17 protein-coding genes, 1 tRNA gene and 3 pseudogenes are annotated in these 15,682 nt (G+C 40.4%); 8 read left to right on the plus strand and 13 right to left on the minus strand.

The features are described 5' to 3' along the window. Positions 1-324 precede the first annotated feature (324 nt). On the minus strand, positions 325-465 hold the full coding sequence (locus tag DP73_RS17770) for a hypothetical protein (protein ID WP_242865795.1): 141 nt from the start codon (positions 463-465) through the stop codon (positions 325-327). 434 nt (positions 466-899) lie between these two features. On the opposite strand from DP73_RS17770, the gene DP73_RS17775 reads away from it, so the two are divergent. Both DP73_RS17775 and DP73_RS17780 read left to right on the plus strand, forming a co-directional pair. Further along, on the plus strand, positions 900-1,358 hold the full coding sequence (locus tag DP73_RS17775) for a response regulator (RefSeq protein ID WP_242865796.1): 459 nt from the start codon (positions 900-902) through the stop codon (positions 1,356-1,358). A 376-nt stretch (positions 1,359-1,734) separates the two neighbouring features. Continuing rightward, a tRNA-Thr gene (locus tag DP73_RS17780) sits at positions 1,735-1,804 on the plus strand. Positions 1,805-2,132: 328 nt separating this feature from the next. On the opposite strand, the gene DP73_RS17785 is transcribed toward DP73_RS17780, so the two are convergent. Beyond that, a complete protein-coding gene (locus DP73_RS17785) occupies positions 2,133-2,648 on the minus strand; it encodes a GNAT family N-acetyltransferase (protein WP_034601338.1) in 516 nt (171 codons plus the stop codon). Positions 2,649-2,886: 238 nt separating this feature from the next. Here DP73_RS17785 and DP73_RS22795 point away from each other — a divergent pair. Further along, positions 2,887-2,985, plus strand: a pseudogene (locus DP73_RS22795) (transposase); the annotation flags it as partial. A 23-nt stretch (positions 2,986-3,008) separates the two neighbouring features. Here DP73_RS22795 and DP73_RS17790 read toward each other — a convergent pair. Together DP73_RS17790 and DP73_RS17795 are read right to left on the minus strand one after the other, a co-directional pair. Then, positions 3,009-3,224, minus strand: coding sequence for a hypothetical protein (locus tag DP73_RS17790; RefSeq protein ID WP_034601340.1), 216 nt, complete (start codon positions 3,222-3,224; stop codon positions 3,009-3,011). 186 nt (positions 3,225-3,410) lie between these two features. Further along, positions 3,411-3,920: a YfiT family bacillithiol transferase gene (locus tag DP73_RS17795; RefSeq protein WP_034601341.1), complete on the minus strand. Its 510-nt coding sequence runs from the start codon at positions 3,918-3,920 to the stop codon at positions 3,411-3,413. Positions 3,921-4,332: 412 nt separating this feature from the next. Here DP73_RS17795 and DP73_RS24020 point away from each other — a divergent pair. The 5 genes and pseudogenes from DP73_RS24020 to DP73_RS17815 form a co-directional block, all read left to right on the plus strand. Further along, positions 4,333-4,446: pseudogene (locus tag DP73_RS24020) on the plus strand (integrase); the annotation flags it as partial. Between the two features lie 660 nt (positions 4,447-5,106). Beyond that, positions 5,107-5,613, plus strand: a complete 507-nt coding sequence (locus DP73_RS17800; RefSeq protein ID WP_034601342.1) for a hypothetical protein — start codon at positions 5,107-5,109, stop codon at positions 5,611-5,613. An 8-nt stretch (positions 5,614-5,621) separates the two neighbouring features. Beyond that, positions 5,622-7,010, plus strand: a complete 1,389-nt coding sequence (locus DP73_RS17805) for a 4Fe-4S binding protein (protein ID WP_034601343.1) — start codon at positions 5,622-5,624, stop codon at positions 7,008-7,010. Between the two features lie 140 nt (positions 7,011-7,150). Beyond that, positions 7,151-7,843 (plus strand): response regulator transcription factor, encoded by a 693-nt coding sequence (locus DP73_RS17810; RefSeq protein WP_034601344.1) that lies wholly within the window; start codon positions 7,151-7,153, stop codon positions 7,841-7,843. A gap of 1 nt (position 7,844) precedes the next feature. Further along, the gene (locus tag DP73_RS17815; RefSeq protein ID WP_034601345.1) at positions 7,845-9,239 is read left to right on the plus strand and encodes a HAMP domain-containing sensor histidine kinase; all 1,395 of its coding nucleotides are present in this window, start codon (positions 7,845-7,847) and stop codon (positions 9,237-9,239) included. Positions 9,240-9,618: 379 nt separating this feature from the next. Here the strand turns inward: DP73_RS17815 and DP73_RS24030 are convergent. The 9 genes and pseudogenes from DP73_RS24030 to DP73_RS17855 form a co-directional block, all read right to left on the minus strand. After that, positions 9,619-9,778, minus strand: a pseudogene (locus DP73_RS24030) (IS5/IS1182 family transposase); the annotation flags it as partial. A 400-nt stretch (positions 9,779-10,178) separates the two neighbouring features. After that, a complete protein-coding gene (locus DP73_RS23590; RefSeq protein WP_165574431.1) occupies positions 10,179-10,319 on the minus strand; it encodes a hypothetical protein in 141 nt (46 codons plus the stop codon). Between the two features lie 78 nt (positions 10,320-10,397). Beyond that, positions 10,398-11,402, minus strand: a complete 1,005-nt coding sequence (gene hypE / locus DP73_RS17825) for a hydrogenase expression/formation protein HypE (protein WP_034601413.1) — start codon at positions 11,400-11,402, stop codon at positions 10,398-10,400. 22 nt (positions 11,403-11,424) lie between these two features. After that, a complete protein-coding gene (gene hypD, locus DP73_RS17830) occupies positions 11,425-12,507 on the minus strand; it encodes a hydrogenase formation protein HypD (protein ID WP_034601346.1) in 1,083 nt (360 codons plus the stop codon). After that, positions 12,491-12,718 (minus strand): HypC/HybG/HupF family hydrogenase formation chaperone, encoded by a 228-nt coding sequence (locus tag DP73_RS17835; RefSeq protein WP_034601349.1) that lies wholly within the window; start codon positions 12,716-12,718, stop codon positions 12,491-12,493. Before DP73_RS17835 ends, hypD begins: the two co-directional genes overlap by 17 nt. Positions 12,719-12,760: 42 nt before the next feature. Next, positions 12,761-13,432 carry a hydrogenase nickel incorporation protein HypB gene (gene hypB / locus DP73_RS17840; protein WP_034601350.1) on the minus strand — a complete coding sequence of 224 codons (672 nt, stop codon included), beginning with the start codon at positions 13,430-13,432 and terminating at the stop codon, positions 12,761-12,763. Between the two features lie 3 nt (positions 13,433-13,435). Next, the gene (gene hypA, locus DP73_RS17845) at positions 13,436-13,777 is read right to left on the minus strand and encodes a hydrogenase maturation nickel metallochaperone HypA (RefSeq protein ID WP_034601351.1); all 342 of its coding nucleotides are present in this window, start codon (positions 13,775-13,777) and stop codon (positions 13,436-13,438) included. Next, positions 13,770-14,252, minus strand: a complete 483-nt coding sequence (locus DP73_RS17850) for a HyaD/HybD family hydrogenase maturation endopeptidase (RefSeq protein ID WP_034601353.1) — start codon at positions 14,250-14,252, stop codon at positions 13,770-13,772. Before DP73_RS17850 ends, hypA begins: the two co-directional genes overlap by 8 nt. Before the next feature lie 8 nt (positions 14,253-14,260). Beyond that, a complete protein-coding gene (locus DP73_RS17855) occupies positions 14,261-15,673 on the minus strand; it encodes a nickel-dependent hydrogenase large subunit (RefSeq protein ID WP_034601355.1) in 1,413 nt (470 codons plus the stop codon). Positions 15,674-15,682: the final 9 nt, after the last annotated feature.

The following is a 15,682-nucleotide window of genomic DNA, read 5'->3' on the forward strand; positions in this document are numbered from 1 at the left end:
CCGAACCTTCATAAAAACCGCCTGAGTCCGATAAAGGGCACTATGTCAAGTAAATAACATACCCAAACCTTAAAAAACGCCATAATCAGGCTTCACGGCCGATCTGGGCGTTTTCATTGTTGCAGCATTTTATGTTTTCAAAAATAACCATGATCTCTCGATTACTCGTTATTGCTTCGATTATCTATGCTACTAAGTCTCTAAAATATAAATTTTATCGATTGGTGTCCGTCCTAGGTGGACATCCAAATTACATGCGATACAAAAACCATTTACATTCTGCGACTCTGTATTTCAACTCAAAGTTCTTCATGTAACCATTGATCACTCCCTGGCAATTAAAGATGAGCTCACGACAGCCGCGATTGTTTCCTCACCGTCGATGATTCTATATTTCTCAGGACGTATAACTCCTTCTTTGGAGTGAGTTGTAACGACCTCGATCGGTTTCATAACAACTTTCATATTAACCACACCTTGCCCAATCTCTGGTGATGCATTCGGCGCATCCTCCAACATGAATAAGTTTATTTCCACACACTGGACATTGGTTCTGGGCAATTAACCAGGCTTCACAAGGCTCCATACAATGCAACTTTCGATTACAATCTGCACATACATCATTCATATAACTCGCCTCACAGTACATGAATTTGGTATTATACCGAACTAGTGTTCTTATTATATGTGCATTTTACGAGAATATCAATGTAATAGTTTGCCATGATTAAGAACGTCATAAAGTATTCAGAATACTTGCGCAAATTGTCTGAATTTTTAGAGGACTTTATATAGTATAAAACGAAGTATTCTTTGTAGTAAGCTACTGAGTTCCACTTAAATGTTGCTTCTCTAAGTATAGGTCTTTCTCATTCTATAAAGAAAAGAGATGGTTATCTTTGAGTAACGATTACCTTTTGGTCGTAGATGATCATTTTGGTGTACGTCAACTTATGCGCGAATTTTTATCTCGGGAGGATTTTTGCGTTAAAGAAGCAGCCGATGGCCATACTGCTTTACAAATAGCTAGTGAGGAGAAACCCAAACTAACATTCTTAGATTTGAAAATGCCTGGTCTAAGTGGAATGGAAACCCTGAACAAATTGCAACAAATAAGTCCAAAGACGCAAGTGGTTGTAATGAGTGGTTATACCCAAGATAATGCTTTAACGTCGGCTGTTCAGAATGGTCTTGTCAAGCACGTTTTAACGAAACCTTTTGACCTAGATAATTTGAGTCTTATATTACCTAGCTTACTAAGTAATCCTTGTGAACCTCAAATTAAAGTTAATAAAGCTGATGAAGATTTAACATCTATTTCTTTAGCTCTTCAAAATCCAGCCCATTGCTCAGTTTAGTCAATTTATCCTTGATATCAACCATAAACTTTGCCACTACCGTCGCAGCAGATGTATAAAAACGGCTGCATAGCGGGGATGCTTTTAGCAAATATAGCTAGCAATATCAACGACCCTAAATAAGGTAAACCACCACTCGTCAAAAACTGGGGCAGTTTCCGAACGTCGAAATTGCCCTGCTTGACTGAAAGCAGGATACCCAGAAATAAATCAAGTAAGACTAAACCTAAAGCAGTTCATAACTGTCGTTAAGACTTTAGGATCTATGAAAACGTTAACCATAACAATCCTCCTTAAGATGAAAAGCAGGCCTTGCGACCTGTAACATTTTGCATTTATAGTAGGAAGGAATTTTTTAACTCTTGATAAAATACACGCTGGTGCAGCTCGATTGGAAGAGTAGTTGATTCGTTATCAGCTTGAGGGTTCGATTCCCATCACCAGCTTGAGGGTTCGATTCCCATCACCAGCTCCATTTAACGCAACCAAAACTGGTTGTTTTTCATTATGTGGTTCTTTGAATGTTATTGGTTATTCACTCCACCAAAACGAAAAAGCAGTTTAATCGAACTGCTTCAATTATTGCCCTATATAATTAGGAAGAGTTTAATCCCAGATACTTTGCTACTGCATCCGTAGTTTTTCTCTACAACATTACTATCAGGAGGTAAGCCACTAGCTCTATGTTAGTATATGGATAATAGGAACCAGAAAATTTATTCGGAGTGCCCTACGCTTAATCAGAAAAATACGACTTGTTTTACGGAGATCATGTCATTGGGTGTAATTCTCAAAAGAATAAATGTACCGTATATCAGTAAATTGTTTTCCCATAATTTCGCAAATGCATTCATCCTTATTACATTGCAACTTATTCTTTTCGTAGAAATGTCTTGCTCTTAGATTTTCTTTAAGTACCCATAAGTAAATGTTTTGATAGTCAGATTGTTTTAAATCTAATAAAGCGGTTTCTAACAGCTTATTACCACATCCTTTACCGAAATATTCAGGCAAAAGATAAATAGAAACAATTTCGCCCCAATCTGGCAGAGATTTATCTCTGGATTTTCCATAAGCAACACAGCCAATAGTTCTGTCGTTTTCAAAAATAATCTGAGCTGTTAATACATCATCTTTTATCCAATTTTCTAAAGCTGATACCCAAAAATCTTCTTTAAGATCATCCAAGTAAGCTTGTGGAATAATTCCCTTATAGGCCGACTTCCAGCTTAACGCGTGAATACGACTGATATGTTTGACATCGTGAAGCGTTGCTTTTCTGATTTCCATATTTATAACCATTCCTTTCGCTGCGCTCAAGGCACAAAAACTCAGGGAATTTCACCCTGAGCTTCTCACAGAACCCAACGTGAAAGTCTCCTTTCATTCGGCGATAAAGGTTTGACCAGAGCAAGGAAATTGTTTCTTAACGCAAGTGGCGATTCTGTTGACAACTGGGACAAAATTCGGGTACAGGTAAATCTCACAACCGAAGGGCGAAGGCCATCTGCCAGTGATAAAATAGATAGTTGTCTTCTGCAAGAAGCCGTTTAAATCACCTGCTCATGTGCTTCGCTATCTGGGGCGTTATACTCACAGAGTCGCGATTAGCAACTCTAGGATCTTGTCGTACCTGTGGTAGTACTCATGTTACGACGATTCTTGTTCCTCGTTATTCAACTTCTGTCGCAAGTCCATGATCGCGGTGAAACTAAAAACCCACGGAAAACTACCCGTTTTGGGGAGGGGGAAATCTGCCTTTTTTTGATGTTTTTGTATGGCATCTTTGATGCAGACGGTAAATCCTCCTATATATTGTGCTTTCCAGCCAAGTTTCCATCTAAGTAGAAAAGATTGAATCCCCATATAGAATCATCCTTGCTCGGCAGTCGGTTTAGTACAACATGAGATTCATGAGGGTGTGCTTTATGAGCTTCAAGTTTATTCCCGTTTAGCTATTGAAGTTGATCAATGGCTTTTTCTTTGTCTTGCACCCTCATAAATCTCTAGAAGTTATGTGTTGTGCCCACTCTATTTTTCTAGCCCGATCTTCTATTTGAAGGTGTTTATGTGTCCTAGATGATGATTACCATGCCACGCATAAAGACTTATAGCCTTTTTGAGACTTACGTTTCCGATATCAGGGTGACGAAATTCAGAATTAAGTTTGGTACTGGTCAATGATCTTATTAATCGAACCCATCTTTTGTGTAACGATTCGACAAGCCTTAGAGAAACATCAACCGACATATTCACAGCATCCTCTAGTTCTGCCCATTGTGCCTCGTCGTATGGTTTGATTGTGGGACAATCTTCCGTAAGTGCCAATCTAAACCTAACGTACCCGTTCATATGGCTATCAGCAATATGATGAATCACCTGTCTAATTGTCCATCCATCTGGTCTATATGAACAGTTCAATTGATCTTCAGACAAACCTCCAATGGATTTTGAAAGTAAATCTGGCAGTGCCTCTAAGTGTGCAACTAAGCCTGGAATTTGCACGTCACTGACCTCTTCAGAAAAATTAAATTGACCAATGGGATATTTAAGCTCGTCCATTTAACGGAACCTCCTCTTCGTCCTATAATTCTCATCTGGCAAACCTACCCCGAAATGTGCATGACACTTAACTACGGGATTCCCGAATATTTAGTTCGGGTATTCCTACTATTTTGGGAAATACCCGAAGTTAATTTCGGAGATATCCCCATTCTCAAAACAAATTTACTTTTTTTCAGTACGTCTTACGAATATGCCACAATCATTTATGCCATATAAGATTAGCTAAGTAGTGCTAAATTCTGTGTTTAAGTGATACGCGCCAACCTTCAAATTTTACTTTCATTCTTTTACTCGTTAATCTTTCCGGTACTTTTTAAAGCATCGTAAATCAGTTGATTACATCTTGGGTCAGATTGGCTATTTGTTGTGATGAAAGTAGTGACCAAAACGTTCCCAGATATACACTTTTTTCATCCGCAATGCCAAAGGAAGTAAAGATCGCTGTGCTCTACCTTCTCAAACCAATCTTGAGATGCTTAGAGCTAACTGGAAAGCTTACCACCCCAAAGAGTGGCTTTTTCATATTGTAAAATAGCTTTCGAATTTAATTTCTTTCAACTTAGAGTTCTATCACTTTCCTAAATATTCCTGCCGGCTATTATTATTATCAGAAAATAATAGCCAGAACGACAAAAACGTATTAGGGCATAGTAGAAAAATAGCCCAATAGATTGACTCTTCCGGAGATATCCATTTGGCTATTATCCGTAACAGTGTTATTCCTTTTATCGCACTGAGATACATGTAGAGAAAACTGTCTATCGATGTATTCCCAATCCCACCTATAGAATACTCGACATCATTGGATATTCTTCATCATTGACTGTCCCTCCAAACTAAAACGCACCCCACTATTTCTGAAGAAACGATGAACGAAATACAGCATCCGCCAGATGTAGGAAGGATTTCTCAACTTCTTCGAGTGAAACCCTTCCGGAGGCAGTACTAAAGGGCCGAGCCGGGCCCTTTTCATTATTTTTAAGTTATTCACAAGAAATTCATCAGTTATTAATATATTTTAGAGTAGCTGTGGTAAATCACTCACAATGCTGTGTGAAATGACTCAATCCAACTGTGGATTTTAACGCTTAAGAAGCCTAAGAGCACAAAATATGACTGAGGAGACTTGGCACGGAAATTGCTACATAGATAATACGTAGAAATTAAAAGGAGTGAAAAAAGGATGCCTAATAGAATGTCGTCGTTTAAAAAAGGATTATCCATAGGAATCATAGGTATCAGCTTATTATTAAGCTCTGCCAGCATGAGCTTCGCTGGTGAGGGTGATAACTCTGGTGGGCATGCAGGAATGGACATGGGGGGAAGTACGACGACCCAGGTTGAACCCAAAACAAATGATAATGCTAATGAAATAACGACTTTGCAACCTGAAGCCAATAATTCCAGCCCGCAGTCAGGCCATGAAGCAACACCAGATATGGACCCTAACATGCCTGGACATGGTGAAGCAAGTAGTCTAGGCGAGCAAAACAGTGACGAACACAGTGAAGAGAGTGGTAGCGAGAGTCATGGCGAAAGCAGTGGTGGACATGGCGAAGGAGCTTCCGACCCAGAAGGGGTTAATTGGCCGGTAGTTTGGGGATTCGCAGGAATCAACGCCTTAGTAGTGGTGATAGCTGGGATTCTCAAATTTATGAATAACAATACCACATCAGCAGTAAAGGAGTGAAACTATAAATGTCAGTAGCGAAGAAGATTAATCCTGATACACAAAAGGAATCTCAAAGGAAGAATTTACTTGAAAATAAAACCATAAAAGGTATCCTTAAAAGCCGTTGGTTTCCAGGTATTATTCAGTTACCTGTTCTAGCCGTTTTTGCACTGATTGTTTTCGAATTGATGGCTGGGCCTGGTTCAGCTCATGATAACTTTGGAACGGCTGGTACTTGGGTTTTATGGTGGCCTCTTATTCCCATCATTTTCGTATTGCTTGGCCGATTCTGGTGCGCGATTTGTCCTTTTGCAACAGTAAGTGACTGGATACAGAAAATCGTAGGAAACAATCGACCCGTGCCCAAGTTCCTAAAGAAATATGGAATATGGCTAATCGACGCTTTCTTCATCTTAATCACATGGGCTGATCATACGTTTGGTGTTGTTGAAAGCCCTAGGGGATCAGGCGTTTTACTCCTAATTATTACAACAGGAGTTATTGTTAGCGGTGCGTTCTTTGAGCGCAGAACGTGGTGTCGTTATTTGTGTTTCCTAGGCGGGTTGTCAGGGAACTACGCTAGGTCCGGTTCTCTAGAATTAAAGGCTACTCCAGAAAAATGTGCAAAATGTAAAACCCAGTCCTGTTACAAAGGGGACGCAAAAACGCCGGGTTGTCCGATGTTTGAATTCCCAAGAACTATGGAAAGTATGGCGAGTTGTAACCTGTGTGCGAACTGTATTAAAACCTGTCCAAATGACTCCATTCAATTAACGACCCGAGTTCCTTCCAAAGGCTTATGGTCTATAAGGAAACCGAAATTCGAGGAATCCTTCTTGGCCATCATCATCATGGGAATCGTCTTTGTTCAGAACATTACCATGCTTGAAGTATGGCAGGAAATGCTTAAGAAGCTTGAGAATTTTGTGGGAACAACAAATTACTTTGTAACCTTTACCATTACCTTTATTATTGCTATGGCAATCCCAGTATTAGCTTTGTTCATTAGTAGCTACTTTGCAAAAATATCAAATAAGAAAAGCACTTTACAAAATTTTGCAATGTTCGGATATGCTTTAATTCCTTTAGACTTGGCAGGCCACATTGCTCACAATCTGTTCCATTTATTAGCTGAGGGTAAATCTGTCATTTATACTTTCGTAGCATTATTCGGTGTTGATACTCATGGCGCGTCAGCTGCTATTCTAAGTAATTCTACCATTCAATTACTTCAGTTTGGTCTAATTGCCCTTGGTACCTTTGGTTCTATCTATGCTGCTTATAGAATCTCGAAGAATAACTTCGGAGCTGAAGGAAAAACTATATCCAGCTTTATGCCTTTTGCAGTCTTGAGCCTAATATTAGGGGTTATTAACATCTATCTATTTATTCTCCCAATGGCAATGCGCATGTAAAGTAATACTATTAACGGGCTTGATGAATACACATCAAGCCCGTTAGACTTAGGATTAAATGTAGAAATAATCCTACTTGCTAGGATTTGCTTATTAAGATGCTTGAAACCTAGAGCTAATTGCAGAAGGAGATGCCGTTCATGAGGATTTTATTAGTTGATGATGAAAAAAAGATTACGACCGTACTCAAAGCTTATCTTCAGCAAGAAGGTTTTCAGGTTAGCACTGCTATTAACGGCATTGTCGCTTTAACCATGTTTAAAGAAAACCCTTTTGACCTGCTAATTCTTGATTTAATGCTCCCTGGCATGTCCGGAACAGAGATTTGCAGGGAGATTCGCAAAATATCCTCCGTACCCATTATTATGCTCACCGCTAAATTAGAAGAAGAAGATCGCATCGAAGGATTAAGTATTGGCGCAGATGATTACATTACTAAACCATTTAGCCCTCGTGAAGTGGTCGCCCGTGTCCGTGCTGTACTACGTCGAGTAAATAATGAAACCACCCCCCTTGCAGACGTGATCTCCTATGACAATGGCCTCACCATTGATAATATTCAGTATGAAATTAGGCTACACGATCAGGAAATCTCATTGACCCCTACCGAATTTAAGATTTTAGGTGCCTTAGCTAAACACCCTGGACGGGTGTTATCACGAGGTCAGTTGGTAGAGATTGTTCAAGGGCATAACTTTGACGGAGATGACCGAGTGATTGATGCCCACATTAAGAAGATTCGCCAAAAGATTGAAACGACTCCCAGCAACCCCCAGATAATTTTGACTGTTTACGGTATGGGTTACAAGTTTAACCCGAATTCGGTGGAATAATATGCGCACTAAATTATTTCTTTCTACGTTGATCATTGCGCTTATTACCTTATCGTTCAGCATGCTTTCAGTGAACTTTGTCTTCAAACAACAGTTTAGTGATTACTTAACTCAGGTGAGTGAAAAAACCTTAGAAGAGTTGCCCTCTCGTCTGAGTGAACTATATAAAACCAAGGGTACTTGGGATTCTGCTGCTCTGAACGAAATAAGTCATTCTCTCCCGCTTGGTACAGTTGTTACTCTGACAGATCCAACCGGTAAACTTATCGCTACATTAGATAACCCTATGGATAGTATGATGCATGGGCAAGGCGGAATGGGCATGGATATGAGTATGGGTATGTCCTCCTACTCCACGACAAGTTGGAAAACAAAAACGTTTGCGGTGTCGGGACCACAAGGTACTTTAGCAACTGCCGAGGTCCACTACCCTGCAACGGCACAAATTCTTAACCCTCAAGATATCCGCTTCCAATCCGCAGTCTTTAGCTCTTTGCTTTTCGCTGGAGGAATGGCCCTTCTATTTGGGATTCTTCTAAGTTTCTTTACAAGCCGTCAACTCGTCGCTCCACTCCGACGATTAACCCGAGCAGCCGATCGTATTGGGCATGGACACCTTGATGAACGCGTTTCCATTCGCTCCCAAGACGAGGTGGGACAACTAGCCAACGCTTTTAACGCGATGGCCGACAATTTGGATCGACAAGAGACTCTCCGGAAACAGTTTACGGCCGATATCGCCCACGAACTACGGACTCCCTTGACCTCAATCAAAAGTTATATTGAAGCCTTTCAAGACGGGGTTCTTCCTGCAGATCAAGAAAACCTTTCCTCTATTCATGAGGAAATTGACCGTCTAGTTGACTTGTCTAGTGATCTAAAAGACTTAAATGTGGCTGAGATCGGCGGGTTACAGCTAAACGTTGAACCTGTGGACATAAAGCATCTTCTTGAAAAGATTATTCGCAGCCTATATCCTCTTATTCAGGAGAAGGAATTAACTCTAAATTGGAATGCCCCAGTAGAATCCGTGACTACCTCTGGAGACGAGCATCTTCTGACCAGACTCTTCTATAATATAGTACACAATGCCTATCGATACTCTAACCCTGGCGGTCAGGTTACCATAGAACTTACACAAACATCTATTTCTACTAACATTAAAATCAAGAACACTGGAATGGGCATTTCTGAAGACGATCTTCCTTTAATATTCGAGCGATTTTACCGTGCAGATAAATCCCGAACTCGTGAGACAGGAGGAACAGGAATTGGTCTAGCGCTGGTACGCCAGGTTACAAACCTTCATCAAGGTACGATAACCGTACAAAGTAAAGTTGGGCATGAGACCGAATTTATCGTTTGTCTTCCTAAAGAAATAGTAGTGACTAGTTAGAATATTGAACGATCAAGGCCATCCGCTAATCACAAATACCATGCTATGATCTAAGACTTGAGAATGGAAAATACCATCTCCCGTATTTTTTATGATTCTGCTATTATAAGTTTTAAAATTTTAAGGTGTTGATCCTCAACACTTTTGATTCGGAGGCCCGCTCTATCAATATTTTCTATTGTTCGCCGATTAATATGAGGACCCATCATCCTGACAATCAGTGGATCTAAGATATCCATGATTATTCCAAGCACTGGATTATCGCTCCGGACATGTTCCAAGAGAATAACCCTACCTTGAGGTTTACAGACTCGTTTAATTTCTTTGAGTCCTCGTATGGGAACTGGCACTGAACAAAAAACGCAAGTAGCGACAACAGTTCTTTTGCACCAGCAAACACCCGCTCAATGGTTTCGCTTCTTAACTGTAAATATCTCTGTATTCACTGTATGGCGGTAATCTTCTGCAAGTTCCATATAAGGTTCCCAGACATGGCGGACTACAACCTTTTGACGGGATTTACTCTCGGTACACTGAGAACGAAGGATTATATCATTTGGACAAGGATGTTTCCTCTTTTGTCTACAGGCTGAGGCCCCGAGGTTAATCAGGGGCCTTTCTTCAACGTATAAAGTTTATTTTGTACCTAGAACTTCCTTAACCAAGGGTTCGCGAGGGCTGGGTCTTTTAACATGGCTTTGCTTTCATTTTAGGATCGGACATGACCTCTACCATGGTCTTAAACATTGACCGATTAGTCATTATACTCACAATGCTATCGCCAGCGGTTTAGTGTTATCCTACCAATATTCTTTAAACCTAGGTGTACTAGCACTTCCAATTATTATCTAACTGGAATATTAATGATGCGAAGCACGTTCGAGAATTTATCAATGCCATTATGCTTAAAGGAAGTTTGATTTGTATGGATAATAAAAATTAGACCAGGTTCAACATACACAAATCTGGTCTAGCTAGATTGACACCAAGTCTGGCCAGTTGGACAAGTACTATCAGTAGTTCCTGAAATGTATCGGCGATAGTTTTATGGGTCTTCGCGCCTGATTTGTATTCGGTCATTTATGTTCTTAAGTCCTCCAACCTAAACCAAGGTGGAGGACTTAAGAATGTTTGCAGATTTAATCCCGTTTTACCGTTTTAGCATATCCTGGGAAGTAGAATTCCTGATGGCATGTCTACGAGTCTCTTTCCTCCAACAACGGTTTTCATATACACTCTTTTACCCATTTCTTCAGTGACTCTGCCGATGATTGCGGCATTCGTACCTAAAGGGTGTGTTCTCATGGCCGAAAGCACCTGCTCCGCCTGAGCTTCTGGTACAAAGGCACAGAGCTTTCCTTCATTAGCAATATAAAGTGGATCAAAGCCTAACATTTCTGCGGCTCCTTTTACTTCTTCTTTTATTGGAAGGAGATTTTCTTCGAGTACTATGGATACATTACTTGAGACACTAATTTCATTAAGAACCGCAGCTATTCCCCCTCTTGTAGCGTCGCGGATCACATGAATTCCGTTGTAGACCTCAAACATGCAATCAACCAATGTATTCAAAGAGGCACAATCACTGCTCAAATCCCCCTCAAATCCGAAGTTGTTTCTTTCACATAATATCGTCATTCCGTGGTCTCCTATAGTGCCATTGACTATGATTACATCTCCTGGCTTAGCATTGGCGCAATTTATATTGACATCTTCATAAATGACCCCAATACCTGAAGTATTGACATATACCCCATCGACTTTGCCCTTTTCGACTACCTTTGTATCTCCGGCCACAATTTTTACCCCAGAATTCTCCGCCTCTTCTGCCATGGTCTTAACAATAGTCTCTAAGTCGGCCATAGAAAAACCCTCTTCAATAATAAAGGCGCAGGTTAAATAAAGTGGTTTTGCTCCGCTGACGGCTAAATCATTGACCGTTCCACAAACAGCTAGTTTACCGATATTTCCTCCCTTAAAGAAAAGAGGATTCACCACAAAAGAATCTGTGGTGAACGCCAGTTTCTTAAAATCTATGGCTAAGTGAGCAGCATCGTTCATCTGGATTAATATATCGTTACCGAAGTATTTAAAAAATACATCGTTAATTAATTGGTTGGTTTGGGTACCGCCACTTCCGTGACTTAGGGTTATGGTACTCAATTTTACTCCTCCATTTCCCGGGTTATTTGTAATATCTAAAATAAGCTGCACAAGTGCCTTCTGACGATACCATACAAGATCCAATGGGATTTTCCGGTGTACAAATTTGCTTAAAAAGAGAACACTGGGTTGGATTCATTTTCCCTTTTAGGATCTCGCCACATCGACATCCTGAGCTGCCATCATACTCTTCATAACTAATTTTAAAATGCTTAAGGGCATCAAACTCTTCAAAATCACGATTAAACTCCAAGCCACTTTTCGGAACCTTGCCGATTCCTCGCCAATTAGAATCAACAACATTAAAGGCTTTGTTCATGTACTCTTTAGCTTCGGAATTGCCGGTAGTTCTTACGATTCGTTTATAGTCATTAGCAATGCTACAGTCCTTTTTGCTTATTAAATTTATTAAAGTATTTAATCCCTGAAGTATGTCTACGGGTTCAAAACCCGTCACTACTCCAGGAATATTAAAATCCTTGCTTAGAAATTCGTAAGGTTCAGTTCCAATAATTGCACTAACATTTCCCGGTAATAAAAAGCCGTCCAAGTTCAGTTCTTTATCAGTTACCAGTGCTTCCATAACAGGGGGCACAATTTTATGGGCTGTAAAGAAAAAAAGATTGCTTAAGCCGTTTTTTCTTGCCTCCATAGCCGTTACCGCAGTCATCGGCGCGGTTGTTTCAAAGCCAACTGCCAAAAAAACAATCTTTTTCGCAGGATTGTCCGCAGCAAGGGTGAGGCAATCCATAGGGGAGTACACCAGTCTTATATCCGAGCCTTCCGCCTTTTTCTTAAGGAGCGAGCTTTTTCTGCCCGGAACTTTCATCATATCCCCAAAAGTTGCTATAATGACATCCTCTCGACTTGAAAGGTCTAAAGCAGTATCGATATAGCTCTGAGGAGTAACGCAAACAGGACAGCCCGGTCCCGATATTAACGTTACATTGGCTGGAAGAACGTCTCTAATACCATACCTAAAGATTGCCATAGTATGAGTGCCGCAGACTTCCATGATATTAATCTTATCCCGAGAAGAATTTTGCAGAGTTTCTACTAATAGTTTGGAATAGTCCCTCGATCTAAATTCATCGACAAACTTCACTTTCGGATAACTCCTTTAATATATCAATAGTAATTTTTGCCTCTGCTTCATCAATCTTTTGAATAGCGCACCCTGCATGGGTAAGTACATAATCATCGACGGATACCTCCGGTACTAGATGCAAAAAGACCTTTCTTTTGATACTTCCAACTTCGATAATCCCCATCTTCCCTTTAATGCTCAACACTCTTCCTGGAACGGCAAGACACACACTAATCTCTCCCTTTTTTGAGTCCATAAAAGTATATTCTAATCAGGATTCATGCTTCATAAATTGTATTTGCTGACGTAACCATGTGCATAATACATCAATACCCTGGTCTTGGTCTCTAACACAGGACGTTTCGAAAATAGTGGCTAGGGCATTAAGAGAGTTAATGTCTTTGTAGAACTCAGCTTTATCGAAATTAGTCAGTTCTAATAAATCCATTTTGTTTAAAATAATTGCCCCACTGTTCTCAAACATTCGCGGATATTTCAATGGTTTGTCATTGCCTTCCGTGGTACTCAATACCGTGATTTTTATGTCTTCACCCAGCTCAAAGGCCGCTGGGCAGACTAAATTGCCGACATTTTCTATCACAAGCAAATCCACATTATCCAGGTTTAAAGAATCTAAGGCCCCTTTGATCATCTTTCCATCCAAATGACAAGCTCCCCCAGTGTTGATCTGAACCACCGGGACTCCTTGGGCCTCGATTCTTTCAGCGTCCTTCGTTGTGTACAAGTCCCCTTCAATAACTGCAATTCTGATTTTATCTTTAAGTTTTGTGATGATCTTTTCCAGCAGGGATGTCTTACCAGAACCTGGAGAACTCATCAGGTTAATAACATAGATCCCTTTTTCATTGAGCAACCGTTTGTTTTGAGAGGTTATCTCCTCATTGGTGTGGAGGATGTTTGCAACTACCTTTATCTCACTCATCGTTTAGTCTCCTTCAATGGTATTTATATTAAGCTCATATCCACGAATGATGTTAGTACAGAACTTGTTGCAACTGGGACATAGCTTATTGAAGTGTTCAATCGGAAATTCAAGATTACAATCTTTACACTCACCTAGTGCACTTACTATTTCTATGTTCAATGTGGACTCTTCCAGCATCGTACCTTTAATACAACTGTCGAAAGCAAACTCTAAGGATTCAGGCATGACACCGGATAGCTCTCCTATTCTTAAAGAAAGGTTATTAATTTTTGTTAAATTATTCTCAAGGGCTTGCTTGGTGACTATGTCAATCACGCTTTGGATAATGGAAACTTCATGCATTAGGTTCACCTAATCCTACTTCTGCATCTAAGAGTAGCTCTTTCTTAATATTAGCAATCACTTCAGGGATTTTAGCTTTCATCAAATCTGTCATTTCTAAATCTACAGCGATTGTTTTCGGCTCTATACCAAAGATAACAACCTCAGGATATTGCCCCATCATATTGGCCATTTTCACAACATCCAAGATTTGAACATCATGAATAGAAAGGTTTTCTTTTTGATAATTCTTAATGTCTTCCGGTTTTATTTTATAGATTGTGCCTGGTTCTAAACCGGCTTTCAAACAATCAACCACAATAACCTTTCTATAATCCAAAAAGTAGCCAAGTGTATCTAAGGTGGAAGTACCTCCATCGACTAACTCAATTGTCGATGGAAGGATTTCACTTTTCAGTTGATTTACAACATGAACTCCCACGCCATCATCCTGCAGGAGAATGTTACCAATTCCGATAATGACCGTGTCCTTCATCTCTAAACTCATAGGGGTTGTACAACGAATTTAGACATTTCCATTCCCTCAGGAGACATCACATGAACGGAACAACCTGTGCAGGGATCGAAGGAGTGAACGATTCTTAAAAGCTCCACCGGTTGAGCCGAATTTGCGACCTTAGTTCCAATTAAAGCCTTTTCCATCGGCCCTACAATGCCGGCATCATCCATAGGTGAAGCGTTCCAGCAAGTTGGAGTAACAATTTGGTATCTTGTGATTTTTGAACTTGCTACGGATAACCAGTGACCGAGTGCACCTCTGGGTGCTTCAGTTAACCCTATTCCAGAGCCGGAAACAGGAGTTCCTAAATTAGTAAACTGGTTTTGACCGACAACCAGTTGATTCAACCATGTTTGCATATTAATCGCAATTGTATTTGTTTCTGTGTGTCGCGCTAAGTGCCTGTCCATGACAGAAACACCGCGCCGATACTCTCCCGTAAGCCAAGTCCTAGCTATGCTACCCGCTTCATAAGCAGCTCCATTATATCTCGGTGCCTTTAACCAAGTGTAAGCTCCTGCTTTACCAAAGCTTGGAGTCGTGGTCTCGGAGGCCGGATTATAACCTGATGGTGAAGAGTACCAAGAATGTCCTACATATTCTTTGATATTTGTCTGTGTAAAGCTCCCGATGGTGCCATTAGTTACCGTTCCTGCCGGATATAGCTTATTCCCAGACGTATTGGTATCAAAGACCCCAAAGGATATTAGATTGCCATAGCCTTTGCCTACCGTATAATAGTCGCTATAAGTCGACGCTAATTTGTTGACGTCCGTTGCATACGTAGTTTGGATGAACGTAGTTATATCATTTAAATAATTACGGAAGTTTGTAATGTCTGTTGCGGAGGGGATTGCGGTAACTCCACCAGGAACTACGTTGCCGACATGGGGAAGCTTTCCACCAAAGATGGCTCCCATTTCATGGGCCTGTCTTCTGATGGATAATGCTGCAACATAGTTATTAATTAAGGCTTGACTGTCAGTCGCATTAAATCTGAAATCCTGCGTATATCCAGGCGTCCACGGGTGCATTTGCGGGCCTTGAACATAGTCCATTAAAGCTAGTTGGTAAAAGTGCAAAACATTACTTGAGATGAAGTTAGCTCCCTGAATCAAGTTTCTTAATAATAAGCTCTGGAGACTTGGCGTAAACCCTGCTGCTTTCTCCACGGCCTTTGAGGAAGCAATAGCGTGAGAAACTGGGCAAACTCCACAAATTCGTTGGGTAAGAAATGCAGCCTCCTTTGGATCCCTGCCGATCAGCATATTTTCAAAATCCCTATATAAGTTGCCCGTTGCTTGAGCAGCTGTTACAACATTATTGGCATCAAGAGTTACAGACACTTTTAAATGACCTTCAAGCCTAGTAATCGGATCTAATACGATTTTACTCAATTTATTTCT

The organism is Desulfosporosinus sp. HMP52, from assembly GCF_000765145.1.
GTDB lineage: Bacteria > Bacillota > Desulfitobacteriia > Desulfitobacteriales > Desulfitobacteriaceae > Desulfosporosinus.

Bases quoted from the DNA above. Each gene is read 5' to 3' on its own strand.
- DP73_RS17770 (WP_242865795.1), bottom strand. From the start codon at position 465: ATGAAAGTTGTTATGAAACCGATCGAGGTCGTTACAACTCACTCCAAA.
- DP73_RS17785 (WP_034601338.1), bottom strand. From the start codon at position 2,648: ATGGAAATCAGAAAAGCAACGCTTCACGATGTCAAACATATCAGTCGT.
- DP73_RS17790 (WP_034601340.1), bottom strand. From the start codon at position 3,224: ATGGGGATTCAATCTTTTCTACTTAGATGGAAACTTGGCTGGAAAGCA.
- DP73_RS17795 (WP_034601341.1), bottom strand. From the start codon at position 3,920: ATGGACGAGCTTAAATATCCCATTGGTCAATTTAATTTTTCTGAAGAG.
- DP73_RS17800 (WP_034601342.1), top strand. From the start codon at position 5,107: ATGCCTAATAGAATGTCGTCGTTTAAAAAAGGATTATCCATAGGAATC.
- DP73_RS17805 (WP_034601343.1), top strand. From the start codon at position 5,622: ATGTCAGTAGCGAAGAAGATTAATCCTGATACACAAAAGGAATCTCAA.
- DP73_RS17810 (WP_034601344.1), top strand. From the start codon at position 7,151: ATGAGGATTTTATTAGTTGATGATGAAAAAAAGATTACGACCGTACTC.
- DP73_RS17815 (WP_034601345.1), top strand. From the start codon at position 7,845: ATGCGCACTAAATTATTTCTTTCTACGTTGATCATTGCGCTTATTACC.
- DP73_RS23590 (WP_165574431.1), bottom strand. From the start codon at position 10,319: ATGACCGAATACAAATCAGGCGCGAAGACCCATAAAACTATCGCCGAT.
- hypB (WP_034601350.1), bottom strand. From the start codon at position 13,432: ATGAGTGAGATAAAGGTAGTTGCAAACATCCTCCACACCAATGAGGAG.
- hypA (WP_034601351.1), bottom strand. From the start codon at position 13,777: ATGCATGAAGTTTCCATTATCCAAAGCGTGATTGACATAGTCACCAAG.
- DP73_RS17850 (WP_034601353.1), bottom strand. From the start codon at position 14,252: ATGAAGGACACGGTCATTATCGGAATTGGTAACATTCTCCTGCAGGAT.